The following is a 23,716-nucleotide window of genomic DNA, read 5'->3' on the forward strand; positions in this document are numbered from 1 at the left end:
GCGACCGGCTCGCATGAGACGGCTCGGGACTGACGGCCACGGCGACGTGAGCCACGACTCCAGAAAGGCATTCACGGTGCGCACCACTAGCAATCCGGTTTTCAGACAGCTCCCTCGGCAAGAGGGCAGTGGCTATGCCAACTTCGGGTCAGGGGTGACGGGCGTGGGCCAGACGACCCAGCAGTACCCGCAGTACCCCCAATATCAGCAGGCCCCGACCACCCGGGCCATGACCATCGACGATGTGGTCACCAAGACCGCCATCACACTCGGTGTGCTCGCGCTGTCGGCGATCGTCTCCTACGGCCTGACCAACGCGAACACCGCACTGGCGCCGCTGTTCGTCATCGGCGGTGGCCTGATCGGCTTCGTGCTGGTGCTGGTCGCGACCTTCGCCAGGAAGATGGACAACCCGGTAATCGTGCTCTCGTACGCGGTCTTCGAGGGTCTGTTCGTCGGCGCGCTGTCATTCATGTTCACCAATATCGAATTCGGTGGCGTCGGCGGCAGTGCCATGATCGCGCAGGCGGTGCTCGGCACCTTCGGCGTCTTCGCGGGCATGCTCGTGGTCTACAAGACCGGCGCGATCCGCGTGACCCCGCGCTTCACCCGGATGATCTTCGGCGCGATGATCGGCATTCTGGTCCTGATCGTCGGCAACCTGATCGCCAGCTTCTTCATCGACGGCGGCCTCGGCCTGCGTGACGGCGGCCCGCTCGCCATCGTCTTCAGCCTGGTCGTGATCGCGGTCGCCGCCTTCAGCTTCCTACTCGACTTCGACGCCGCCGACCAGCTCATCCGCGCCCAGGCCCCGGAGAAGGCCGCCTGGGGCGTCGCCCTCGGCCTGACCGTCACCCTGGTCTGGCTCTACATCGAGATCCTGCGGCTGCTGAGCTACTTCAACAACGACTAGCCCGATCAGCGCGAAGGCGGTCACCGGTACGCCGGTGACCGCCTTTGTTTTTAGTGTGCGGTGCCGAATCTCAGACGAAAGCGGCCACCGGAATCCCGGTGGCCGCGGCCCAATTCGTGCCGGGAAACTAGCTCAAGCGCTCGATGACCATGGCCATGCCCTGGCCGCCGCCGACGCACATGGTCTCCAGACCGAACTGCTTGTCCTGGGTCTGGAGGTTGTTGATGAGGGTGGCGGTGATGCGGGCGCCGGTCATGCCGAACGGGTGGCCGAGGGCGATGGCGCCACCGGACACATTCAGCTTGTCGAGATCCATGTTCAGCTCGCGGGCGGAGCCGAGGACCTGGACGGCGAATGCCTCGTTGATCTCGTACAGGTCGAGGTCGTCGATGGTCATCCTGGCGTGCTTCAGGGTCTTGCGGACCGCCTCGATCGGGCCGAGGCCCATGATCTCGGGGGACAGGCCCGAAACGCCGGTGGCGACAATGCGCGCCAGCGGGGTCAGGCCCAGCTCCTTGGCCTTGGTGTCGCTCATGACGACCAGCGCGGCGGCACCGTCGTTGAGCGGACAGGCGTTACCGGCGGTAATGGTGCCGTCCGGGCGGAACACCGGCTTGAGCTGTGAGATCTTCTCGTAGGTGGTGCCGGCGCGCGGGCCGTCGTCGGTGGTGACAATGGTGCCGTCGGGCAGGGTCACCGGGGTGATCTCCCGCTCGAAGAAGCCGGACTTGATGGCCTCCTCGGCGCGGTTCTGCGAGCGCACGCCCCAATGGTCCTGCTCTTCACGGGTGATACCGGTGTACTGGGCGACGTTCTCGGCGGTCTGGCCCATGGCGATGTAGACGTCGGGCAGGATCCCGGTCGCGCGCGGATCGGTCCACACGTCCGCGCCGCCTTCGGCGCGCTTGGCGGTGCGGGCCTCGGCCTCACCGAACAGCGCGTTGTGAGTGTCCGGCCAGCCGTCGGCGGTGCCCTTCGGGAAGCGCGACACCGTCTCCACACCGGCGGAGATGAACACATCGCCCTCACCGGCCTTGATGGCGTGGAATGCCATCCGGGTGGTCTGCAGCGAGGAGGAGCAGTAGCGGTTCAGGGTAACGCCGGGCAGGGTGTCGTAGCCGAGTTGCACGGCAACGCTGCGGGCCATATTGAAACCGCCCTCACCGGCGGGCTGGCCGCAGCCCAGGATCAGATCGTCGATCTGGGTGGGGTCGAGCGCGGGAACCTTGTCCAGGGCCGCACGGACCATCTGGGCCGCGAGGTCGTCCGGCCGCATGCTCACCAGCGAGCCCTTTCCGGCGCGGCCGATCGGCGAGCGAGCGTAGGAAACGATGACGGCCTCGGGCATGAGGACTCCTTTGTCGGACGGTCAGGGTGCGCCAGGACGGTGTCCGAAACGCGGTCTTCGAACCGTTTGTTACTTGTGCGTTCGAATCGAATCTACGTCGCGTCCTGTTGGGCGGGAACCCGGGGTCGTCTCCTCGAGTGCCTCGATCAGGACCGGGAGCAACAGCGCGGCCGCCAGTTCGTAGCCCGCCGCAGAGGGGTGGAATCCGTCCTCGGAGAACAGCTGCTCGGGTGCGGCACGGAACTCCGAAGCGAGCCGATCACCCATTGCCACCGGGATGCCACCGGCCACCGTGGTCGCGACGGATTGCGCCCGGGCCAAGCGGACGCTCCAGTTTCGCACCACGGTCCGCAGCGGCTGTGGAATTGCCACGACGGTGCCGAGATTCGGACAGGTGCCGACCACCACGATGCTGTCGGAACGGCGCAGGCGGGCAACGGCGGCGGCGAGCCGGCCCGCGGAGGCGCGGATGGAGTGCTTCTTGGTGACGTCGTTGGCGCCGATGAGAATGACCGCGGCATCCGGCGGCGGACCGGCGATGAACATGGCGTCGACCTGTCCGGACAGGCCCTTCGAGGTCGCGCCGGATATGGCCTTGGTACTCAACCGGATTCGCTGCCCGGTGGCCTCGGCCAGGCCGCGGGCGATGCGCACGCCCGGAACTTCCTCGGGTGATATGCAGCCGACCCCGGCCGCGGTCGAATCGCCGAAGATCATCAGATGCACGTCGGCATGCAGACCGGTGCGCCACGGCTGTGGCGCGAGACAGCCCGCGGTGTAAACGCCGTCGGCCTCGGGCGGTTTCGAGGTATCGCGTCCGATGACCCCGCGTGCGACCCCAGCCTGTGCCATGAGCAGTCGATAGGTTGCCCACCATGCGGTCCCAGCGCCGGAACCGGCCACTACCGTCGCGGCACCCGTAACTGCCGCCGTCTTCCACCCGATGCGAGGAGCACTCACTCGAACGAATTTACCGATTTCACGCCGCTACGGCAGCCGGGCGGTGCGCCGAATTCGACGCAGTGTGGTCCGGCTTGGGCGCGGCTCAGGCGGGTGGGTCGCCGGGAACGTCGAACCACGCGTGCGCGGGGAGGCTCGCGGTATCGGTTGTGACGGTGACCTCGACGCGCCCGGGACCGGTGTCCTGGAACAGGGCGTACTGAATGCTGCCGTAGAGGCCGGTGACCACGTTGTTGTCGTAGCTGCCCGTCGCACCGGTGTTCAGATTGCGCCAGGAGACGGTGGTGTAGACCTCGCACAGCGGAGCCAGCGGATAGCCACCGGGCCCGAGACCCACTGCCGGATCCGCGCGCACATTCAGTACGGCCCGGCCCGGCCACTGCGCACTGGTATCGGCCCAGGTGCGGATGGTCGTCCAGCAGAGGCCGCCATGCGCCAGCGTCGGCACCTGTGGGAATTGCACGGTCGCGGCTTGGGTGGGCGCGGTCCCGACGACTCCGACGGCCACTGCCGCTCCGGCCAGAACTGTCGCGACGCGAGCGATGTTCGGCTGCTTCATGTTTGCGATCCTAGGGAAGTGATCACGGTCATGTGCGATTTGTCGCGCTAGACGCGCGCGCACCTATACCGACCCCTTCTGCAACGATAGGGGCATGCGCATCGCTGATCACGTCGTTGACCTCATCGGCAATACGCCGCTGGTTCGATTGAATTCGGTGGTGGGGTCCAACGCCGGCATTGTCGCGGCCAAGATCGAATATCTGAATCCGGGTGGTAGCTCCAAGGACCGCATCGCCGTGAAGATGATCGAGGCGGCCGAGGCCTCCGGCGCACTGCGGCCCGGCGGCACCATTGTCGAGCCGACCTCCGGCAATACCGGTGTCGGACTTGCGCTTGTGGCGCAGCAGCGCGGCTACAAGTGCGTGTTCGTCTGCCCGGACAAGGTCAGTGAGGACAAGCGCAACGTGCTGCGCGCCTATGGAGCCGAGGTCGTGGTGTGCCCGACCGCGGTGCCCCCGGACCACCCGGACAGCTACTACAGCGTCTCCGACCGGCTGGTCCGCGAGATCGACGGCGCGTGGAAGCCGGATCAGTACTCCAACCCGGGCGGCCCGGACAGTCACTACGAGACCACCGGCCCGGAGATCTGGCGCGATACCGACGGCAAGGTCACGCACTTCGTGGCGGGTGTCGGTACCGGCGGCACCATCACCGGTGCGGGTCGGTATCTGAAGGAGGTCTCCGGCGGCAAGGTGAAGATCGTCGGCGCCGACCCCGAGGGTTCGGTGTACTCCGGCGGCACCGGTCGGCCGTACCTGGTCGAGGGTGTCGGTGAGGACTTCTGGCCCTCGGCCTATGACCCGGCCGTGCCGGACGAGATCATCGCCGTCTCCGATGCCGATTCCTTCGATATGACCCGCAGACTCGCGCGTGAGGAGGGCCTGCTGGTCGGCGGCTCCTGCGGTATGGCGGTGATCGCGGCCATCGAGGTCGCCCGCCGCGATCCGGATGCGCTCGTGGTCGTGCTGCTGCCCGACGGCGGCCGCGGCTACCTGTCCAAGATCTTCAACGACCAGTGGATGAGCTCCTACGGGTTCCTGCGTGATCGGATGGACGGCGCGGCGGAGCCCTTGGTCGGCGATGTGCTGCGCGGTAAGTCGGGCGCGCTGCCGGATCTGGTGCACACCCACCCGTCGGAGACCCTGCGCGATGCGATCGAGATCCTGCGCGAATACGGGGTTTCGCAGATGCCGGTCGTCGGCGCCGAACCGCCGGTGATGGCTGGCGAGGTCGCGGGCAGCGTGACCGAGCGGGATCTACTGTCGGCGGTCTTCGAAGGCCGTGCGCACCTGACGGATTCGGTCGCCCAGCATATGAGCCCGTCGTTCCCGCTGATCGGTTCGGGTGAACCGATTTCGGCCGCAACCAAGGCACTGTCGGATACCGACGCGTTGATGGTCGTCGAGGACGGCAAACCCGTCGGCGTGATCACCCGCCACGACCTACTCGGCTTCCTCAGCACGGGCTCCATCTAACCCCGACCTGGATCGAGATCAGGTGGAATCTATGGCGGCATTGGTCGAGAAGCCTCGCCACCAGTACCACCTGATCTTGATCTCACGCGGTGCGGCGCGGGCGCGAGTTGTCTTGGGCGGCACCGATTATGAGGTCGGTCCACTGATCGGCGAGTAGGGCCAGACGGTACCAGGCGGCGTGCACGCGATCGTCGGAGACCTTCTCGGCGGTATGCAGTAGGTGGCTGGCGTGCACGTAGGCGGCGGCCATTCGATCCATGGTCGCGCCGATGGATTCGGCGCGGATATGCGCGGTCGACTGCCGCTGCGGCACTCGCGTGATCACCCAGGTATCGATGGTGGAGACGAGTTCGGCTCGGCGGCAATCTATTCCGGCCGTGGCGAGCGGATCGCCGTGTCGCTGCCGGTGCAGGTCGGCGAGTGCGTGTGCCAGCGGAATGAGTGGATGATTCTGCCCCGCCTCGATCGGATGTCCGCCGAAGGCGGCGACCAATTCGCGTTGATCCGGCAGTGCTCGGGCGCCCTCGATGATCGGGGCGTAACTACGCACGAACATGGTTGGCTCCCAAAGAGTTCGAGGCGGCGGGTAAGAGCGCGTGCATCGTGTACCTCCACGGACATTTCGATGCGATATAGCTTGCGCCTCGTCCCTTGGCAATTCGGTGACGCCGAGATGGCACCGCGATGACAGGCAGTAACAATGTTCTCTACGCGGTGTAATCCGGGTTGTGAAAGTAGGGCGACCAGTCTGCGATGGTGAATGTGCCAGTCGAGCACCAGGATTCGCGGATGTGGAGCGGGGGGGCGGTGAGCTCGCCCAGGCCTACCAACGCGGCCGCGAAGACGCCGCCCACCAACAACTCTGGATAAACCAAGTAAGCCGCCTGCGGCCAGGTCCCGCAACCCGACCATCCCATCCAGGACGACTACTCCCGCCAAGGCACCAACCGGTTCAAAGTTCTTCCGTGCGCCAAGGCACCAACCGGTTCAAAGTTCTTCCGTGCCGACACTTCGAGCACCGCGGGGCCGAGCGAAGACATCTGCCGGTGCTGGTAACCGGGCAGCAGCTATGAAATGTCACGTTTCATTCAAGCGGCCGACCGGACAGCAAGGCTGTTACCGGAATGCATTCGAGTCGGTGAGCGCCTTGCCGAGCACCAACTGGTGCACCTCCGCCGTGCCCTCGTACGTGAGCACCGACTCGAGGTTGTTCGCATGCCGCAGCACCGGATAGTCCAGTGTGATGCCGTTCGCGCCGAGAATGGTTCGGCATTCGCGAGCGATGGCGATGGCCTCCCGGGTGCTGTTCAACTTGCCCGCGCTGATCTGCTCCGCCAGCACCTCGCCGCGATCCTTCAACCTGCCGATCTGCAGCGCGAGCAGCTGGCCCTTGCCGTACTCGAGCGCCATATCGGCGAGCTTCGCCTGGGTCAGCTGGTAGGCGGCCAGCGGCTTGTCGAATACCTCCCTGGTCCGTGCGTATTCGATGGTCGCGGCCAGGCAGTCGCGCGCCGCGCCGAGCGCGCCGAAGATAATGCCGAAGCGCGCCTCGCTCAGACAGGCGAGTGGGGAACTCAAGCCGCGCGACTGCGGCAGCACCGCATCGGCGGGCAGCCGGACATCGTCGAAGTCCAGCTCCGCGGTCACCGACGCGCGCAGCGACAATTTGCGATGCATTTCGCGCGCAGTGAATCCGGGCGCGTCCGCCGGGACCAGGAAGCCGCGCACCACCTGCTTGCCCTCGTCCTCGGTCTGCGCCCACACCACCGCGATATCGGCGACCGACCCATTGGTGATCCACATCTTGGAGCCGTTGAGCACCCAGTCGGTGCCGTCACGCTTGGCCCTGGTCCGCATGCCACCCGGATTCGAGCCGAAATCCGGTTCGGTGAGTCCGAAACAGCCGAGCGCGCGCCCGGCCGCCATATCCGGCAGCCACTGCTGCTTCTGCTCCTCGGAGCCGAACTTGTGGATCGCGGTCATGGCGAGTGAACCCTGCACCGAAACCATGCTGCGCACACCCGAATCGACCGCCTCGAGCTCCTGGCAGGCCAGACCGTACGCGGTCGCCGAGAGGCCCGCGCACCCGTAACCCTCCAGGTGCATGCCGAGCAACCCGATATTGCCGAGTTCCGGCGCGAGCTCACGGGCCGGAAAAGTCCCGGCCTCGAACCATTCCGCGATCTGCGGCCGCAACCGATGGTTCGCGAACGTGCGGACGGTATCGCGGATCTCGCGCTCGTCCTCGGTCAACAGGGCATCGATCGCGAACAATTCATCAACGCTCAGCATAAGCTCAACCTACCGCCGTCACCGCGCCGAAAGCCGGGTTCGGGCACAACCGATGATCCGGCCGATAGCCCGCCGATCGCCCGGGGTTAGGCTGACGCTATGAGTGAGCGCAGCGAGCGAGCAATCAACAAAGCTGAGCTGGGATTCTCCACCAGAGCCGTGCACGCCGGATACGAACCCGAAGCACGGACCGGTGCGGTGAACGTGCCCATCTACGCGAGTTCGACGTTCGCCCAGGACGGGGTGGGCGGGTTGCGCGACGGCTACGAATACGGCCGCACCGGCAACCCGACCAGGACCGCGCTTGAGGCGAACCTCGCCGCGCTCGAATCGGGCCGCTACGGACGCGCATTCGCCTCCGGCATGGCCGCCACCGACTGTGCGCTGCGGGCGACGCTGCGCCCCGGTGACCACATCGTCATCCCGGACGACGCCTACGGCGGCACCTTCCGGCTGATCGACAAGGTCTTCAGCCAGTGGGGCATCGAGCATTCGCCCGCGCACGTATTCAATGTCGACGAGATGCGCGCCGCGATCCGCCCGAACACCAAGCTGATCTGGATCGAAACCCCAACCAACCCGTTGCTGAGCATCGGCGATATTCCGGCGCTGGCCGAGGTCGCGCATATCGCGGGCGCGAAACTGGTGGTGGACAACACCTTTGCCACGCCATACCTGCAGCAGCCGCTGCTGCTCGGCGCCGATATCGTCACGCATTCGACCACCAAGTACCTGGGCGGGCATTCCGATGTCGTCGGCGGTGCGTTGATCACCAACGATCCGGAACTCGACGCGGCATTCGCCTTCCTGCAGAACGGTGCGGGTGCGGTGCCCGGCCCGTTCGACGCCTACCTCACCCTCCGCGGCACCAAAACTCTCGCGGTGCGGATGGATCGGCACTGCGACAACGCCGAGACCATTGCCGAATTCCTGACCAGGCATCCGGCCATTTCGCAGGTCATCTACCCCGGCCTGGCCGAGCATCCGGGCCACGCCATCGCCGATAAGCAGATGAAGCGCTTCGGCGGCATGATCTCGGTGCGGCTAAGCGGAGGCAAGGATGCGGCGCACGAGTTCTGCTCGCGCACCAAGATCTTCACCCTCGCCGAATCGCTCGGCGGTGTGGAATCGCTGATCGAACATCCGGCCGCCATGACGCACGCCTCCACCGCGGGCTCGCAACTGGAGGTGCCGGACGATCTGGTGCGGCTCTCGGTCGGCATCGAGGATGTCGGCGATCTGCTGGCCGATGTCGAGCAGGCGCTGGCGAACTAGATATGGAAACGAAGAGCGGCCGCATCCTTACTTCTCGGATGCGGCCGCTCTTCTTGGCTTCGGGCCTGCGATCAGCTGTGGTACGGCTCGGCGCTGACCAGCGTGACCTTCATGGTCTTGCCATTGGGCAGCGTGTACTCACGGGTGTCACCGACCTTCGCGTCGATGAGCGCGCCACCGAGCGGCGAATTCGGCGAGTAGGTCTCGAGCTTGGAATCGTTGAGCCCCTCTTCGCGGGTCGCGATGAGGAATGTCTCGGTGTCGGATTCGTCACCGTCGTAATAGACCTTGACGACCGAACCCGGCAAGGCGACGCCGGACTTGGTGGGCGCGACGCCGACCTTGGCATTGTTCAGCAGCTCCTGCAGCTGCCGGATGCGCGCCTCCTGCTGACCCTGCTCTTCACGCGCGGCGTGATATCCGCCGTTTTCCTTGAGATCGCCCTCTTCGCGGCGCTCGTTGATCTCGGCGGCGATGACCGGACGATTGGCGATGAGCGCGTCGAGTTCACCCTTGAGCCTGTCGTGCGACTCCGGGGTCAGCCAAGTCACTTGCGTCTCAGTCATCTCGATCACTCCCTAGTAGTTGTTCCCGACCGAGGCCGGGTTCCCTGATCCGCTGCAGTGCCCACAGGGGGCGGGCACGCACCAGCCGACGGCTAGTGCCATCCTGGGGAAGTTCATCGAACCCCGACAGGCTTCAGGTCCGGCAAACTCACTAACCCGGAACTCACAGCGCTGGCCGCCAATGCAGCAAACACGGCTCCGAGCCCCGGAACCGTGTATCACGCCATTTTAGCATGAATCACAAACATGCAGGTCGGCGTTAATTTTGTGGATGCCTCGGTTGTTTATTGCCCGGGATCAACCCGCCCGCAGATACTTCGGCACGTCATCGCTGCAGCCGTAGATGCTGCTCGACACCGGCCGCGCCGACGCGCGAACAATGGTCGTCAGCTCAACGGTGCCGCTGCCGGACGGCTCGATCAGCACCTCGCGACGGCCCAGTTCGGACCCGTCCCTGGCCATCGCGCGCACGAAACACACCACCGGCTGCTGCGGATCCTTGCGGGTGACCTTGAGATGGACCGAGATGGTGGAGTCGTCGACCACGGTGTAGCCGAGCTGTTCGGCGTCGATATCCTCCGGTCCGTACTTCTGGTAACCGACGTAGGCGACCCCGAGCCCCGCGGCGAGCACGACCGCACCCAGTGCGAACGGAATCCAGCGGCGTGTCGGGCGTGGCGTGGTTCCGTACCGGTCGGCACGTCGGTCGATCGGCGTGTCACCGGGCGTTTCACTCATGCCGTCTCACTCCGGGGGGTACGTCGGAACAAAAGTCTGTCGAATGGAACTATAGGGACAGGCAGATCGGACCCCGGCGGCGGAGAGTACGAGGTATGACGGTGGTTGATGAGGTGGACGAGACGTGAGTGGCTTGCGGCTCATGGCGGTTCATGCGCACCCCGACGACGAATCCAGCAAGGGTGCCGCGACGACCGCACGGTATGCCGACGAGGGCCACGATGTCCTCATCGTCACGCTGACCGGCGGCGAACGCGGCAGCATCCTCAACCCGGCAATGGATACCCCCGGCGTGTTGGACCGGATCGATGAGATCCGGCGCGAGGAGATGGAGGCCGCGGCCGCCGCACTCGGCGTGCGCCAGACCTGGCTCGGTTTCGTCGACTCCGGCCTACCCGAGGGCGATCCGCTGCCACCGCTACCCGAGGGCTGCTTCGCGCTGGTCCCGCTGGAGGAGGCCGTCGAGGCGCTGGTCCGCGTGGTGCGCGAATTCAAGCCGCATGTGATGACCACCTATGACGAGAACGGCGGCTACCCGCATCCCGATCACATCCGCTGCCATGAGGTGTCGATGGCCGCATTCGAGGCGGCCGGCGATCCGGACCGTTTCCCGGATGCGGGCGAGCCGTGGCAACCGCTGAAGATCTACTACGACCACGGTTTCACCATGGCCCGCCTGGATGTCTTCGCCGCCGAATACGAGCGCATCGGTGAGCCGTTCCCGCTGCAGGAGTGGCTGGAACGCACCCGCGCCTACCGCCAGGGCCGCCCCGACGGCATGACCAGGGTGACCACCCAGATCGAGTGCGCCAAGTACTTCCCGCAGCGCGATGACGCCCTGCGCGCGCACGCCACCCAGATCGATCCCAACGGCGCGTTCTTCGCGATTCCGATGGAAATGCAGCAGCGGCTGTGGCCCACCGAGGAATTCGAACTGGCCAAGTCCAGGGTCGACTCCACGCTGCCCGAGACCGATCTGTTCGCCGGTATCGAAGACGAGCACCGGTGATGTTGGTTTTCCTCGCGCAATCTCCCGGCACGCCAACCGGACCCGAATTCGGCAAGGCGTCGCCGCTCGGTCTGGTGATCATTCTGTTGTTGCTCGCCGGGACCGTCCTGCTGGTGCGGTCGATGAACCGGCATATCAAGGGCCTGCCCGCGACCTTCGAGCCCGACCATCCGGAGCCGGATCAGGCGGCCGACGAGGGCACCGAACCCGGTATCGCCCGGGTCGACAAGAAGGACGTCGAGTCCGACGACGGGCCTGATAAAACTTGATTTCGCAGCGGCCGTCCGAGAAAGTCGGGCGGCCGCTGTTACATTCACCGCTCCTATTTCGTCATTGGGGTAGTCGCGGCACGATCCACGGGCCGCAGTTCTTGCAGGCACAACTGCGAAGTGAGGACCTACCAATGACATTCGAGGATCTGCGCGCTGAACTACCCGGCCGGGTACTCGTGCCGGGCGACCAGGGCTACGAGGCGGCGGCGCGGCCGTGGACGTTGACGGTTACCCAGCCGGTCGCCGCGGTAGTGCGGGCAAGTGACGCGGATGACGTCGCGGCGGTAGTGGCGCATGCGAGCCGGGCCGGAGTACAGGTGGTCGCGCAGCCGACCGGGCACGGCGCCGCGGGCGGCATCGAGGACGCGATTCTGCTGCGCACCGGGGGACTGGACAGCGTCGAGATCGATGCCGAGCGGCGGGTGGCGAAGGTCGGCGCTGGCGCGAACTGGGGCGCGGTACAGGCCGCGGCCGCGGCGCACGGACTGACCGGACTCGCCGGCAGCAACCCGGTGGTCGGCGTCACCGGATACACCCTCGGCGGCGGGCTGGGATGGTTCGGCCGCAAATACGGTTGGGCCTCGGATGCGGTGCGCGCCTTCGAGATCGTCGACGCCGAGGGCACGCGGACGCGGGTGACCGCCGACGATCCGGAACTGTTCTGGGCATTGCGTGGTGGCGGTGGCGATTTCGGGGTGGTGACCGCACTCGAATTCGACCTCTTCCCGGCTCCGGGGCTCTACGGCGGGCGGGTGATGTGGCATGGCGCGCGCACGGCGGAGGTCTTCGAGGCGTTCCAGGAGATCACCGCCGACGCACCCGACGAACTGTCGGTGTGGTTGCACCGGTTCCAGTTCCCGGATGCGCCGCCGATGGTCGCGCTGGATGTCGCCTACCTCGGCGATCCCGAGATAGGCCGGTCACTGCTGACCCGGTTGGACACGATCGACGGGCCGCTCGCCGATAAGCGCGGCGCGCTGTCGGTGGCGAATCTCGGCGAAATCACCACGGAGCCAACCGATCCCAGCCCGGCGCTGTCGCGCGCCGAACTGCTCACCGACCTCGGCGACGCGGTTGTGAAGACCCTGCTCGACGAGCCGGTCGCACCGCTGGTCGATATCCAGATCCGCCATCTCGGCGGCGCATTCGCCAGGTCGCGCGCGGACGGTGGCGCGCGTGGGCCGGTCACCGAGCCCTATCTGCTCTACGCATTGGGACTCGGCCTTCCGCATATCGCGGCGGCCGTCAAGGCCCGGCGTGCCGAGATTGTCGACGCCATCGGCGCGCATATCAGCGGACTCAAGCCCTACACCTTCCTCACCCCGGAGGAGACGGCCGCCGCGGCATTCGACTCGTCGACGTTGGCGCGGTTGCGGGAGATCAAGCGGGCGCGCGACCCGCGGTCGGTGATCCGCGCCAACTATCCGGTTCTCGGATAACGGATTTCGCATAGGTCACTGCGGACCGTCGGCCCCGCTGGCGGTCCGCAGTGCCGGGCCGAACTCCGCAGTGCCGGGCCGAACTCCGCAGTGCCGGGCCGAACTCCGCAGTGCCGGGCCGAACTCCGCAGTGCTGGGCGGAACTCCGCAGTGCTGGGCGGAACTCCGCAGTGCTGGGCGGAACTCCGCAGTGCTGGGCCGAACTCCGCAGTGCTGGGCGGAACTCGTCAGTGCTGGGCCGAACTCCGCAGTGCTGGGTGCTCTCGATCATGTGTTGCTCCGGAACGGTATCGGCGCAACCCTTTTGGGGCCTTGTCGTACTGGATTCCGTGATCTGAGCGGCGTTGGATCGAGTTCGGCGGTGTTGGACCGAGTTTGGATGTCACCCGGTCGTGCTACCCCTTCTGCTGACTCTTCGAGCGAAGGATGCCCATGGACAATGTGATCGGACAGATCGACCGCGCACTGGATATGACGGGTGCGATCGTGATCGCCGCTGTCGATGGCGACCGGCTCGCGGCGCCGACGCCGTGTCAGGATTGGGATGTGTATGCGGTGCTCAATCATGCCGTGGGCAATATGCACCGGTTCGCGGCCGAGGTCAGCGGGACCGATGCGGGCGCCGGACTCGAGGACGACTGGCTCGGCATCGATCCGCAGGGTGCCTTCGCCGCGGCCGCCGAGGTGGACCGCGCCGCCTGGCATCGCCCCGACGCCCTGACCGGCACCGTGCACCTGGCTCTCGGCGAGCTACCCGGCCCGGCGGCCGCCATGGTCCATCTCACCGAAGTTGTCGCGCACGGGGTCGATATCGCCGTGGCCATCGACCGTCCCGACCTCGCTGATGACGAATTGTGCGCCGAAGTGCTGACCACCATGCACGCCATGGGCGGGCTCGACGGGTTCCGCAAACCGGGGATGTTCGACGAGGAGGTCACGGTGCCCGCGGACGCACCCGCGCACCGTCGACTGCTCGGCTATCTCGGGCGGGCCTGGTAACCGTTTGTCGCGCGGTCGATCTCAGGCGCGACGTACGGGATGCCGCAGGATCGTGCGGGTATGCGCGTCCGGTGACCTGCGCGGATCCGAGAGGTAGATCTCGTGATGGCGGCCGTTCATGACCAACCCCTCGGCGGCCATGAATGCTTCCATCTTGGCCAGCGTCTCCGGTTCGGTGGCATACGGTCCGATGTGCATGACGTGGATCGCGGTACCCTCGGTCAGCCGCTCGAATCTCGCGCCTGACACCATCTCGTCGGGCACCATCTCGGCGGTGACCACCTCCGGCATGCGGATCATCAGCTTCCATTGCCACTGTTCGCGTGGTACCGACAGCGGCGGCTCATCTGAGTTCACCCACCACTGGCCCTCCAGCTTCGGCACCACGAAATCCTGGCCGTCCGCCTGGGCGATCTTCTTGGCGCCGTAGGCGGTTCGATACAGCCTCTGCACTGCCTCGGTGTAATTCGCGCCGCCGGGTGCGCCGGAGCCGGTGACCGTCAGGTAGCCGTAGGTGTCGAAGGTGCGCAGTTCGGGTTCGGGGGTGGCGTCGTAGTAGTGCCGGTCGCTCTTGGCCAGATCGAGTTTCATTGTGAGCCCTTCGGTATCGAAATCTCGGACGGTGACGAGCGTGAACCCTCCATCGGCGGGAGAGTCAAGCTGACTCGGAGCGATCCGTGTGGAAGTTTGGCTGTCGTGGAGGAGATCTTCGGTAAGGCCGGTGTGCGCGGTTGGTTGCACGCCCGATGTTTCGACTGCGCCGGTGAGGTCGGGCTCGGTGCCGATGAACCGGTGGTGTTGGCGTCGGTGGTGAAGGTGCCCTTGGTGCTGGAGTTCGCCCGTCAGGTGGTCGCGGGCCAGCTCGATCCGACCGATCGGGTGCAGGCCACCGCGGCGGATCGGCTCGGTGGCGTCGGCACCGCGGGATGTCTGGACGATGTCGAATTCAGCCTGCGCGATGCGGCATTCTTCGCACTGACCGTGAGCGACAACACCGCCGCCGACCTGCTCTTCGACCGCGTCGGCCTGGACAATGTGCGCTCACTGACACGCGAATTGGGGCTCACCGAGACCCGGATCGTCGGCTCGCCCAGATTCGTCGTCCAGACCATGGCAGAGGATATCGGCGCATCCGATACCGCCGAATTCGCGCAACGCTTCCCGACCCTGAGTGTGTCGGAAGTGCTCGGCACCCGTGCCATGGATCCGCTGCGCACTACCGCGAGCACGCCGCGCGAGATGACCCGCTTGCTCACCCTGCTCGGCCAGGATCGCGCGGGCGATCCTGCCGCCTGCCGGTGGGTGCGCGAACTCATGGGCGAGCAGCTCAACTGGTACCGGCTCGCCGCGGCCTTTCCGTCGGAGGTGTCGGTGTGGGGCAAGACCGGATCACTGCCCGCTATTCGCAATGAGATCGGGGTGGTGGCATATCCCGGTGGAAGTCGTTATGCCGTAGCGGTTTTCACCAGGGCCGATACCCTCGCCCAGCGGTTGCCCGAGGTGGATCATGCGATCGGCGCCGCCGCCCGGTCGGCGATTCAGCGTATCCGTCACGAACGGCCGAATACGACATTCCACGGCCGCTGCGCCACCTCCTGAGCGGGCGCGGGTCGTGATGCGCCGTCACCCTGGATGACCGTCACGATCAGCTCGGCCAGTTCGCGCATCAGCGGATGTGGTGCCGCTGCGGGCCAGGCCAGCGAGAGTCGCCAGCTCAGTGCGTCGGTCAGCGGTCGCCAAACGACGCGCGGTTCCTTTTGTGCGACCATGCCCTGGTCGAAGGCGACGCCGCGGCCGGAAAGCACCATGCCCAGCACGAATTCGGGATTGCGGGCGTGCTGGACGCGGGTGGGTCGGAAGCCGTGCTCCCAGCAGGTGCGCATGGTCGCGTCGTAGAGGCCGGGCGCGGCGGCCCGCGGAAAGATCACCAGACCGAGTCCGGCCAGGTCGGCGAGGGTGAGCGCGGAGCGTGTGGCCAGCGGCGAATCGCGTGGCAGCACCACGCCGAGCGGTGTTTCGATTTCGGGGCCGAGTTCGAGTCCGACCACGTCGACCGGATGTTGCAGCAGTCCGGCGTCGAGTTGGCGGTCGGCGAGCAGTCGGATCTGCTCGGCGGTGGTCAGTTCCTGTAGGTCGACTCGGACGTCACGGCTTTCGAATGCTGTAAGCATCGCGGCGAGCACCCGTCCGGCCAGTTCGGGTGGGACACCGACCCGCAGCGCATCGATCTCACCCCGATGCGCCTTGCCCACCAGCCGTCGCGCCCGATCCCAGCGGGCGAGCAGATCGCGGGCTTCCACGAGCAGGATCTGGCCCGCCTCGGTGAGTTCGACGCGTCGGCTGTCCCGGTCGAAGAGTCGCGCGCCGAGATCCTGCTCGAGTTTGCGGATGCGCTGGCTCAGCGGGGGCTGCGCGATGCCGAGGCGTTCGGCGGCGCGTCCGAAGTGCAGTTCTTCGGCGACGGCGACGAAGTACCGCAGCTGGCGCAGGGAGTCCACGCTGTGACGATATCTGCCGCTGGCCCGCAATGGAGCCAATATTTGCTTAGCGTAAGCAACTAATATATAGTTGCATACCGCAAACAACTAATCTCGTGCTGGGAGTCGGCATGGCAGTCTCACCCGATACCGCGCAGAGCCTGATCAAGGAGCTGTATCTGATCGGCCGCGCGATCCGCCTCGCCCTCATCCATCCGGAGGAGGGCGACATGCTCCCCGGCGGGGTCGCGGTGCTGGGCACCCTCGAGGCCAAAGGACCGTGCCGACAGGTCGACCTGGCCGTCGACCTGTGCCTCAGCGCATCGGTATTGAGCAGACACGTCGCGGAATTGGTCGCCGCCGGATACATCAGCAGGCAGGCCGACCCCACCGACGGCCGTGCCTCCCGCATTCGGATCACCGACGCGGGAAGCGAACTGCTGCAACGAGTTCGGGCGTCGAGGGCGGCGGGGTTGCAGACCGCCCTCGCGGACTGGGACGAACACGAGGCGGAACAGGCGTGTGCGGCAGTGCACAAGCTCAGGAACTCACTCGTCGCCCATATCCACCGCACCGATGACCACCAGCCGGTTTCGTAAGAGAGTCAGGTAGTAGATGTCCACACCAGTACAGGCGCCGCGGCGGGAGATGACTCACCGCGAAATCCTCGAAGCGATGACCGGATTACTGGCCGCGCTGTTCACGGCGCTGCTCAGCACCACGATCGTCTCGACCGCGCTGCCGACGATCATCGGTGATCTGCAGGGGTCGCAGACCGCATACGCCTGGGTCATCACCACGGCGCTGCTGGCCAATGCCGCATCCACCCCGATCTGGGGCAAGTTCGCCGACCTGTTCAATAAGAAGCTGCTGGTCCAATCGGCCATCGTCATCTTCGTCGCCGGCTCGATCATCGCCGGAGTCGCGCACAACGTGCCGGTGCTGTTGGTCGCTCGCGTCGTCCAAGGTATCGGCATGGGCGGTTTGACCGCCCTGGTCGTGGCGATCATCGGTTCGATCGTCGCGCCTCGCGAACGCGGTCGGTACTCGGGCTATATGGGCGCGGTAATGGCGGTATCGATGTCGGGCGGCCCCATCCTCGGCGGCGTCATCGTCGACAGCCCGCTCGGCTGGCGCTGGTGCTTCTTCGTGTGCGTGCCCATCGCGGTGATCGCGCTGGTGCTGCTGCAGCGGACGCTGCGGCTGCCCACCGAGCGCAAGGCGGGCGTGTCGATCGACTGGCTAGGTGCGGCGCTGCTGACCGCCGGTGTTTCGGTGCTGCTGATCTGGGTGTCGTTCGCCGGAAAGGCGAACTACTACGCCTGGATCTCCACGGAGTCGGCGCTCTACGTCGGTGCCGGTGTACTGCTGCTGATCGCGACCGTGTGGGTCGAGTCCCGCGCCAAGTCGCCGATCATCCCGTTGTCCATCGTCACCGAACGCACCACGGGTCTGGCGATCATCGCCTCGATCGCCGTCGGTGTCGGCATGTTCGGTGCGACCACCTTCCTCGGACAGTACTTCCAGACCGCGCGCGGCTACTCGCCGACCGTGGCGGGCGTCCTGACCATCCCGCTGGTGGCGGGCATGCTGACCGCATCGGTCGGCTCCGGCCAGCTGATCACCCGGTTCGGCAAGTGGAAGAGCTTCGTCGTCAGCGGCGGCGCGCTGCTGGTGGTCGGGTTCGGGCTGCTGTCCACGATCGACCACGCGACCAACCTGTGGCTGGTCGGCATCTACATCGCCGTCGTCGGGCTCGGCGTCGGCATGATGATGCAGAACCTGGTGCTGGCTGTGCAGAACACCGTGAGCGTGCACAATATCGGCGCGGCATCCAGCAGCGTCGCCTTCTTCCGCACGTTCGGCGGCGCGATCGGGGTATCGGTGCTGGGGTCGGTGCTGGCAACCCAGGTCAGCGATCTGTCCAAGGCAGGGTTTGCCAAACTTGGCATTCAGACGACCTCCTCCGGCGGCGGCAACCTCGATCTCGACGCCCTCCCCGGACCCATCGCCACCATCGTGCGCGCCTCCTACGGCGACGCGACCGGCCGGATCTTCCTGATCGCCGCGGCCGCAACGGTCGTCGCCCTCATCGCGACCGCCTTCCTGCCGAACCGCCCGCTGCGCCGCACGGTCGACATCGAGCCTGCCCTCGATCCGATGCATTCGGATGCGGACTCCACGCACACCGATGACGTGGGCTCCGCGCATAAGGTCGCGGAACCGGCGCTGCGCTAGCGAATCCAGCAATTGATGAAGGCCCCGGAGCGGATCGCACTCCTCAGCTGGCTGCTTCGGCGAGCGCCCCGCGGGCGCGGCCCGTCAGTCCCTCGCGGAGCTCGCCGGGAGTGGTGTCGAAGCGTCGACGGAAGGCCTTGCTGAAGCTGCTGGTCGAACCGAAGCCCAGGTCCGTTGCGATATCGGTGATACTTCGGTGCCGGTAGGCAGGGCTGCGCAGACGGTCGCGCGCCAGTTGCAGGCGTTCTTCCCGGATGACTTCGCTTGGCGTAGTGCCGACATTGCTGAACGCCAGTTGAATTTGACGCAGTGACCAGCCGAGCTCACCGGCGATGCGTGTGCCGGTTAGCTCGGGATCTCCGGCGTGGTCGTGGATATACCGGCGCGCGACCGCTTCGACATGGGCGAGCTGGGAGGCTGAACTCGCCGGTTCGCCGAGGATCTGCATGCAGAGCAGATCCACCAGCCGTTCGGAGACGCTGTCGAATTGGAGGTCGGTGAGTGCGGTGCATTCGGCGTACAGGCCGCCGAGGATTCCGTCGGTCACCCGTCCGAGCCCGGTCGTGAGATCCAGCGGGTGGTCGGGTGGAACGACGCGGTTGAGGCGATGCCGTATCTCCTTGCGCGGAATGGTGATGATCACCCCCTGCGTGCCGTCGGACATCGACATGGCGTAGGGCCGGTCGACGGCCACCAGACACATTGTTCCCGGGTCGAGAGTCCCGTACCCGTCGTTCGTGCGGAAGGACAGTCGCCCGACGAAAGGGACGATCAACCGGTAGTCGTCATCGGGGTCGGCACGGATGTGGCTCGGGTTGCGAAGGTAGGTGATGGCCTCCGATTTCCACCCGACCAGCTGGTAGGCGTCGGTGCGCCGGAGTCGAGTGTGCCCCTGGAAGGTGTTGGGGCTGGGAAATCTGTAGCCCAGCCGGCAGTGGTATGTGCTGATCAGATCGGCCCAGTAGTCGGCTCGCTCATGTGGATCCACCGCACTTGTCGAGGTGGAGCCGGCAATAGCCGCTTGATTCATGAATATCGCCTCCGACTCGGCGCTCATCGGGAGCCCGGGGCAGACCCCGATTTCGAGAAGAGTTTAGAGCAGACCCGCGCGGATCACCGCCGGAGCAAGCATTGCCGGTTTTCGAGTTCTGCGCGTTCGGACCATTCTCGTGCGCTTCAGGACAAGCGGCCATGCTCGGGCGGCGGCTACGGTCCGAATAGCTGATGTCCGGATCGGCCGCCGCGGCTACCGGTGCCGGCCCGATTCAGCTGGTTGCGGACGAGCGTCAGGAGTTCATATGCGCAGAATCGTGGTCGGTGACGACGGAACCGGACAGGGACGGGTCCTGGCCGACGACAGCACTGATCCGCTGACATTGGCGCTGCTGCCCGGTGCCGAGATCTATCGGATGTGGGAACTCGACGAGCTACCCGATCTGCCGGTCGACCGGATGCCTCCGCAGACCGATACGCGCTACTTCCCCGGTCCGGGTGGACTGCGTTTCGGATTCATCTCCGTACCGCCGGGGCTGACCTATGAGCGCGACGTCGATCTGTCCGAGGAGGAGATGGCGGCCGTTGCCGCGGAAGCGGAGACGAAACTGCCGGGAATGATGGCGGCCTTCGATCCCGCCGCGCCCGGCATGCACAGCACCGCGAGCATCGATTTCATCGTCGTGCTCAGCGGGCAAGGCCGCATGCGCCTCGGCGACGATGTCGATGTATCGCTGCGATCGGGCGATTGCTTGATCCAGCACGGCACACCACACGCATGGTTCAACGACGGTGCGGTGCCGTTCGTCTTCTGTTACACCCTCTGCGGTGTCGTCGACCGGAATGTGCCGATGAAGCCATGACCGATCTCCAGCATCCACGGGGGAGGTCTCTTGCATGAAGGGCGTCGGAAGTCGTTGGCACAGCTTCGAATACACCCCCGTGGCCCCCGGTCCGTGCGCCGTAGCCGTCGAGCCCGCGACGGTCGGGGTGACGCAGGTGTTCGTCGATTGCCTGGTAGTGCGAGTCGTCGTCGAACCGGGCGATTGTCCCTTGACCGCCGAGGCCGTTCGCGCGATCCGGTACCTGTGCCTCGTCAGCGAGGCGGCCTATATCGTCATCGCCGGAACTCCGCACTACGCGACCCCTGGTAGCCGAGTCACGCCGTCCGCCGATCCACCGGATGTCCTCGTCCACTTCGCCGACACACTCGATGTGCTGTCGGATCTCGCCGAACGACTGGGGGAGTACGGGGAACGGGTCCACCTGATGCCGTTCGGATGGAAGCTCACCTGCCGCGCCGAAAAATCGGCACGCCAATGGGATTTGCCATCCATCGCTGTATCCCCCTCCGGGTATGTCGATGTGGTGGCGGATCCAGTCGGAATCGATCATCGGGCGCGAGAATGTGCGGTTCGTTGACGACGAGGCCCTCCGAGGAGTCCTGCACGACAGTGGTGATCGGTCGCGATGCCGAGATCGAGAGGCTGGCGGCGGTCGCGTCGCGGACCGCCGCGGGACACGGCGCCGTGGTGCTGGTGCAGGGCGAACCAGGTGTCGGCAAGACGTCGCTGTTGGACGCGGTCAGGGTGCGGTGTGTGGCGATGGGCCTGCACATTCGACTCGGAGCGGCCAGGGAACAACAGCAGACCGTGCCGTTCGCCGCGCTGCTCTCCTGGCTCGATGTCGACCACGACACCGACACGCCGGCGGCAGATCCGATCCTCGATCACATCGAGGCCTGGTGCGCTACCGGCCCGCTCGCGCTGATCATGGACGACGTCCACTGGGCCGACAGGTCGAGTGTGTCGGTATTGCAGCGGCTGTGCGCCCGCATCCGTGATCTGCCGCTACTGCTACTGCTCGGGGCCCGTCCACAGCCTCAGGACTCGGCGTTTGCCGCGCTGTCAGCCGAACTCGTCGCACGCCGCGCCACGCTGATCCGGCTCGGTGGGCTCGCCGACGCGGCGGCCGCGAAACTGGTGTCGCAGATCGTCTGCGCCGCCCCCGGCCCGCGGTTGCTGCGGGAGGTGGCGGGGGCGAGTGGAAATCCGCGCTATATCACCGAGTTGGTGGTCGCCTTGCTGCGCGAGCAGGCGATCACAACGGTCGCCGACACCGCAGAGATCACCGAGGCGGTCGCTGGTCAGCGCCCGTCCACGACACTCGCGCAGGCGATTTCGCGGCGGCTGGACTTTCTACCGCGCCGGACATGGAATGTGCTGGCGGCTGCCGCCGCGCTCGGCCCGGTCGTGGACGTCCCGGAATTGGCGTCGGTGCTGAACCGTCCCCTCCTGGATGTGTGGGGCGTCGTCAGTGATGCGATGGTGACCGGACTGCTCGAACTCGTCGACTCCGAAGTGATTTTCCGGCACGAATTGGTCCGCCGAGTGGTGTCCGATCAGCTGCCCGCCACGGTGCGCGGCCGTCTGCTGCGCCGGACGGGAGAGGTCCTGCAGGCCAGCAACGCACCGATCGAGCGGATCGCACATTATCTGGCGGTCGCCGACTATGAACTGGACCATGCGAGCATCGACTGGCTGGTTGCTGTGGCGGACGAGCTGGCCTTTCGAGCACCCGAGCTGGCGGTGCGGCTGTTGCGGCGCGCGACCACGGCCGCAGAGGCCGATAATCCACAGCTGATCCGCTTATATATCGGGGCGCTGCTGCGCAGCGGCCGATCTGCCGAGGCGGAGGCCGAGGTGCGCGGTGCGCTGTCGACACGGCCGGAGTTTCGCGACGATATCGAAATGCGCTGGCTGCTCGCCCAAGCTTGCCAAGCCCGGGGCAGAATGGCCGATGCCGTCGAGGTTGTCGAAACAGCGCTGCGCACAATGGATCTCGAGGTCGAGGCGGCGGGCCGCTTCCAAGGCATGTACGCGGTGCACAGCTTGTTCCTCGAACGGTTCGATGTGGCCGAGTGGGCCGGCCGAAAGGCGATCTCGCTGGGGAAATCCAGTGCGGATCCTCGCAGCATGGGGTACGGCCTCACCGCCGTGGGTGCCCTCCGCTACACCCGCGGAGATCTCGCTGAGGCGCTGGAGCTGAGCACGCGGATACCGATCGTCTCGACCGACGGCAGCGGCCCGGACCAGTTCGATCCCTATGCACTGCGAGCACACTGTCTGATCGAGCTCGATCGCCTGACGGATGCCGAAGATGTGCTGGAACAGGCGATAGCGCACAACCGCCGCAGCCATGGCGTGTACCTGTCCTCGAATCTGGTCGCCAAGGCACGGCTCTACCTGCTGGACGGTCGCTGGGATGACGCGGTAGCCGAATGCAGCGTGAGCACGGGGGCGCCGGACGTGCTCGGATACTCGACGGTCGCGCGTGCTCTGGCGGCGCTCATCGGTATTCACCGCGGCACGTTCCTGCCGGACGTGGACAGCATTCCCATACCGGACGACCTCGCGGGCAGCACCGGCTACGCGCACTTGCACCTGTGGGCCCAAGCATTGGCACATGAGGCGCACGGCCATCCGGACCTGGCCTTGAAGCTGCTCGTCGACGCCCATCAGCGACTGGCCGACGGTTTGGCCGCGGCGACGCTTTACTACATCTTTCCGGATATCGCCCGACTGGCCGCGGACCTCGGCGACAGGGATGCGGCGCTGTCGGTGGCGGCCGGCGCCAACGAACTCGCGGCGCGACAGCCGACCGCCTCCAGGAGTGGCACAGCGCTGCTGTGTCGAGGTCTGGTCGAGCGCGATTCCGATAGCGTGCTGGCGGCCGCCCAGGCCTTCCGGAGGTCCGGACGGCCGTTCTACGAAGCGCAAGCACACGAGAACGCCGCCGTGCTGCTCGCCGCGCAGGGACGCGATCTGGACGCCCGTCGCTCGCTGGACTCCGCGATAGGGATCTATAGCCGACTCGGCGCATCGTGGGATACCGCCCGTACCGACGCGCGCGTGCGACGGTACGGGCTTCGGCGAGGTGTGCGAGGTCGGCGCAACCGCCCCAAATCCGGCTGGGCGGCGCTGACCGATACCGAGCGCAAGGTCGCCGCGCTGGTCGCCGAAGGCTGCTCCAATTCCGGCATCGCGGCGCAAATGTTCTTGTCGCGTCGCACGGTTCAGTCCCACGTATCCAAGATCCTCGGCAAACTCGAGCTGCGATCACGGCGCGAGATCCCAGCGAGCGTGCCGCATACCTGACGTG

23 protein-coding genes are annotated in these 23,716 nt (G+C 66.2%); 13 read left to right on the forward strand and 10 right to left on the reverse strand.

Annotated elements, in window-relative coordinates; translation table 11 throughout:
* The first annotated feature begins 76 nt into the window (after nt 1–76).
* Nucleotides 77–913, forward strand: a complete 837-nt coding sequence (locus AB0J47_RS06685; protein ID WP_364341290.1) for a Bax inhibitor-1/YccA family protein — start codon at nt 77–79, stop codon at nt 911–913.
* A gap of 127 nt (nt 914–1,040) precedes the next feature.
* Here the strand turns inward: AB0J47_RS06685 and AB0J47_RS06690 are convergent, their stop codons facing one another.
* From AB0J47_RS06690 to AB0J47_RS06700, 3 genes are all read right to left on the reverse strand, one after another.
* Complete coding sequence (locus tag AB0J47_RS06690) at nt 1,041–2,261, reverse strand: acetyl-CoA C-acetyltransferase (RefSeq protein ID WP_364341292.1); 1,221 nt, start codon at nt 2,259–2,261, stop codon at nt 1,041–1,043.
* A gap of 69 nt (nt 2,262–2,330) precedes the next feature.
* Entirely contained in the window at nt 2,331–3,221 is an 891-nt protein-coding gene (locus tag AB0J47_RS06695; RefSeq protein WP_364341295.1) for an SGNH/GDSL hydrolase family protein, read from the reverse strand.
* An 85-nt stretch (nt 3,222–3,306) separates the two neighbouring features.
* Nucleotides 3,307–3,780: a hypothetical protein gene (locus AB0J47_RS06700; protein ID WP_364341297.1), complete on the reverse strand. Its 474-nt coding sequence runs from the start codon at nt 3,778–3,780 to the stop codon at nt 3,307–3,309.
* A 94-nt stretch (nt 3,781–3,874) separates the two neighbouring features.
* Here AB0J47_RS06700 and AB0J47_RS06705 point away from each other — a divergent pair, with 94 nt between their 5' ends.
* Entirely contained in the window at nt 3,875–5,257 is a 1,383-nt protein-coding gene (locus tag AB0J47_RS06705) for a cystathionine beta-synthase (RefSeq protein WP_364341299.1), read from the forward strand.
* An 82-nt stretch (nt 5,258–5,339) separates the two neighbouring features.
* On the opposite strand, the gene AB0J47_RS06710 is transcribed toward AB0J47_RS06705, so the two are convergent.
* Nucleotides 5,340–5,813, reverse strand: a complete 474-nt coding sequence (locus AB0J47_RS06710; RefSeq protein WP_364341301.1) for a DUF4254 domain-containing protein — start codon at nt 5,811–5,813, stop codon at nt 5,340–5,342.
* A gap of 560 nt (nt 5,814–6,373) precedes the next feature.
* Nucleotides 6,374–7,549, reverse strand: a complete 1,176-nt coding sequence (locus AB0J47_RS06715; protein ID WP_364341303.1) for an acyl-CoA dehydrogenase family protein — start codon at nt 7,547–7,549, stop codon at nt 6,374–6,376.
* A 99-nt stretch (nt 7,550–7,648) separates the two neighbouring features.
* On the opposite strand from AB0J47_RS06715, the gene AB0J47_RS06720 reads away from it, so the two are divergent.
* Nucleotides 7,649–8,824 carry a cystathionine gamma-synthase gene (locus AB0J47_RS06720; protein WP_364341306.1) on the forward strand — a complete coding sequence of 392 codons (1,176 nt, stop codon included), beginning with the start codon at nt 7,649–7,651 and terminating at the stop codon, nt 8,822–8,824.
* Nucleotides 8,825–8,895: 71 nt separating this feature from the next.
* On the opposite strand, the gene greA is transcribed toward AB0J47_RS06720, so the two are convergent.
* Nucleotides 8,896–9,390, reverse strand: a complete 495-nt coding sequence (greA, locus tag AB0J47_RS06725; protein WP_040695247.1) for a transcription elongation factor GreA — start codon at nt 9,388–9,390, stop codon at nt 8,896–8,898.
* A gap of 297 nt (nt 9,391–9,687) precedes the next feature.
* Nucleotides 9,688–10,128 (reverse strand): DUF4307 domain-containing protein, encoded by a 441-nt coding sequence (locus AB0J47_RS06730; protein WP_364341309.1) that lies wholly within the window; start codon nt 10,126–10,128, stop codon nt 9,688–9,690.
* 142 nt (nt 10,129–10,270) lie between these two features.
* Between AB0J47_RS06730 and mca the strand changes: the two genes are divergently transcribed.
* From mca to AB0J47_RS06750, 4 genes are all read left to right on the forward strand, one after another.
* Entirely contained in the window at nt 10,271–11,137 is an 867-nt protein-coding gene (gene mca, locus AB0J47_RS06735; protein ID WP_364341378.1) for a mycothiol conjugate amidase Mca, read from the forward strand.
* Entirely contained in the window at nt 11,137–11,406 is a 270-nt protein-coding gene (locus AB0J47_RS06740; RefSeq protein ID WP_364341380.1) for a hypothetical protein, read from the forward strand. The genes mca and AB0J47_RS06740 overlap by 1 nt, the downstream gene beginning before the upstream one ends.
* Before the next feature lie 134 nt (nt 11,407–11,540).
* Entirely contained in the window at nt 11,541–12,848 is a 1,308-nt protein-coding gene (locus AB0J47_RS06745; RefSeq protein ID WP_364341311.1) for an FAD-binding protein, read from the forward strand.
* A 432-nt stretch (nt 12,849–13,280) separates the two neighbouring features.
* Nucleotides 13,281–13,847 (forward strand): TIGR03086 family metal-binding protein, encoded by a 567-nt coding sequence (locus AB0J47_RS06750; protein WP_364341313.1) that lies wholly within the window; start codon nt 13,281–13,283, stop codon nt 13,845–13,847.
* Between the two features lie 21 nt (nt 13,848–13,868).
* Here AB0J47_RS06750 and AB0J47_RS06755 read toward each other — a convergent pair whose 3' ends face one another.
* Nucleotides 13,869–14,438, reverse strand: a complete 570-nt coding sequence (locus AB0J47_RS06755) for a GyrI-like domain-containing protein (RefSeq protein WP_364341315.1) — start codon at nt 14,436–14,438, stop codon at nt 13,869–13,871.
* A gap of 105 nt (nt 14,439–14,543) precedes the next feature.
* Between AB0J47_RS06755 and AB0J47_RS06760 the strand changes: the two genes are divergently transcribed.
* A complete protein-coding gene (locus AB0J47_RS06760) occupies nt 14,544–15,446 on the forward strand; it encodes a serine hydrolase (RefSeq protein WP_364341317.1) in 903 nt (300 codons plus the stop codon).
* On the opposite strand, the gene AB0J47_RS06765 is transcribed toward AB0J47_RS06760, so the two are convergent.
* A complete protein-coding gene (locus tag AB0J47_RS06765; RefSeq protein ID WP_364341319.1) occupies nt 15,398–16,345 on the reverse strand; it encodes a LysR substrate-binding domain-containing protein in 948 nt (315 codons plus the stop codon). The genes AB0J47_RS06760 and AB0J47_RS06765 overlap by 49 nt on opposite strands.
* 110 nt (nt 16,346–16,455) lie before the next feature.
* On the opposite strand from AB0J47_RS06765, the gene AB0J47_RS06770 reads away from it, so the two are divergent.
* Both AB0J47_RS06770 and AB0J47_RS06775 read left to right on the forward strand, forming a co-directional pair.
* On the forward strand, nt 16,456–16,923 hold the full coding sequence (locus AB0J47_RS06770) for a MarR family transcriptional regulator (RefSeq protein ID WP_364341321.1): 468 nt from the start codon (nt 16,456–16,458) through the stop codon (nt 16,921–16,923).
* Between the two features lie 49 nt (nt 16,924–16,972).
* Nucleotides 16,973–18,562, forward strand: a complete 1,590-nt coding sequence (locus AB0J47_RS06775) for an MDR family MFS transporter (protein WP_364341382.1) — start codon at nt 16,973–16,975, stop codon at nt 18,560–18,562.
* 43 nt (nt 18,563–18,605) lie between these two features.
* Here AB0J47_RS06775 and AB0J47_RS06780 read toward each other — a convergent pair whose 3' ends face one another.
* Nucleotides 18,606–19,592 carry a helix-turn-helix domain-containing protein gene (locus AB0J47_RS06780; protein WP_364341323.1) on the reverse strand — a complete coding sequence of 329 codons (987 nt, stop codon included), beginning with the start codon at nt 19,590–19,592 and terminating at the stop codon, nt 18,606–18,608.
* Between the two features lie 268 nt (nt 19,593–19,860).
* On the opposite strand from AB0J47_RS06780, the gene AB0J47_RS06785 reads away from it, so the two are divergent.
* Genes AB0J47_RS06785 through AB0J47_RS06795 form a run of 3 tightly spaced genes read left to right on the forward strand, consistent with a single transcriptional unit; the run spans nt 19,861 to nt 23,712 of the window.
* Nucleotides 19,861–20,418: a cupin domain-containing protein gene (locus AB0J47_RS06785; protein WP_364341326.1), complete on the forward strand. Its 558-nt coding sequence runs from the start codon at nt 19,861–19,863 to the stop codon at nt 20,416–20,418.
* A gap of 34 nt (nt 20,419–20,452) precedes the next feature.
* Complete coding sequence (locus tag AB0J47_RS06790) at nt 20,453–20,977, forward strand: hypothetical protein (protein WP_364341328.1); 525 nt, start codon at nt 20,453–20,455, stop codon at nt 20,975–20,977.
* Nucleotides 20,974–23,712, forward strand: a complete 2,739-nt coding sequence (locus tag AB0J47_RS06795; RefSeq protein WP_364341330.1) for an AAA family ATPase — start codon at nt 20,974–20,976, stop codon at nt 23,710–23,712. The genes AB0J47_RS06790 and AB0J47_RS06795 overlap by 4 nt, the downstream gene beginning before the upstream one ends.
* Nucleotides 23,713–23,716: the final 4 nt, after the last annotated feature.

Origin of the sequence: Nocardia sp. NPDC049737, assembly GCF_040674755.1 — a bacterium.
Taxonomy (GTDB): Bacteria; Actinomycetota; Actinomycetes; order Mycobacteriales; family Mycobacteriaceae; genus Nocardia.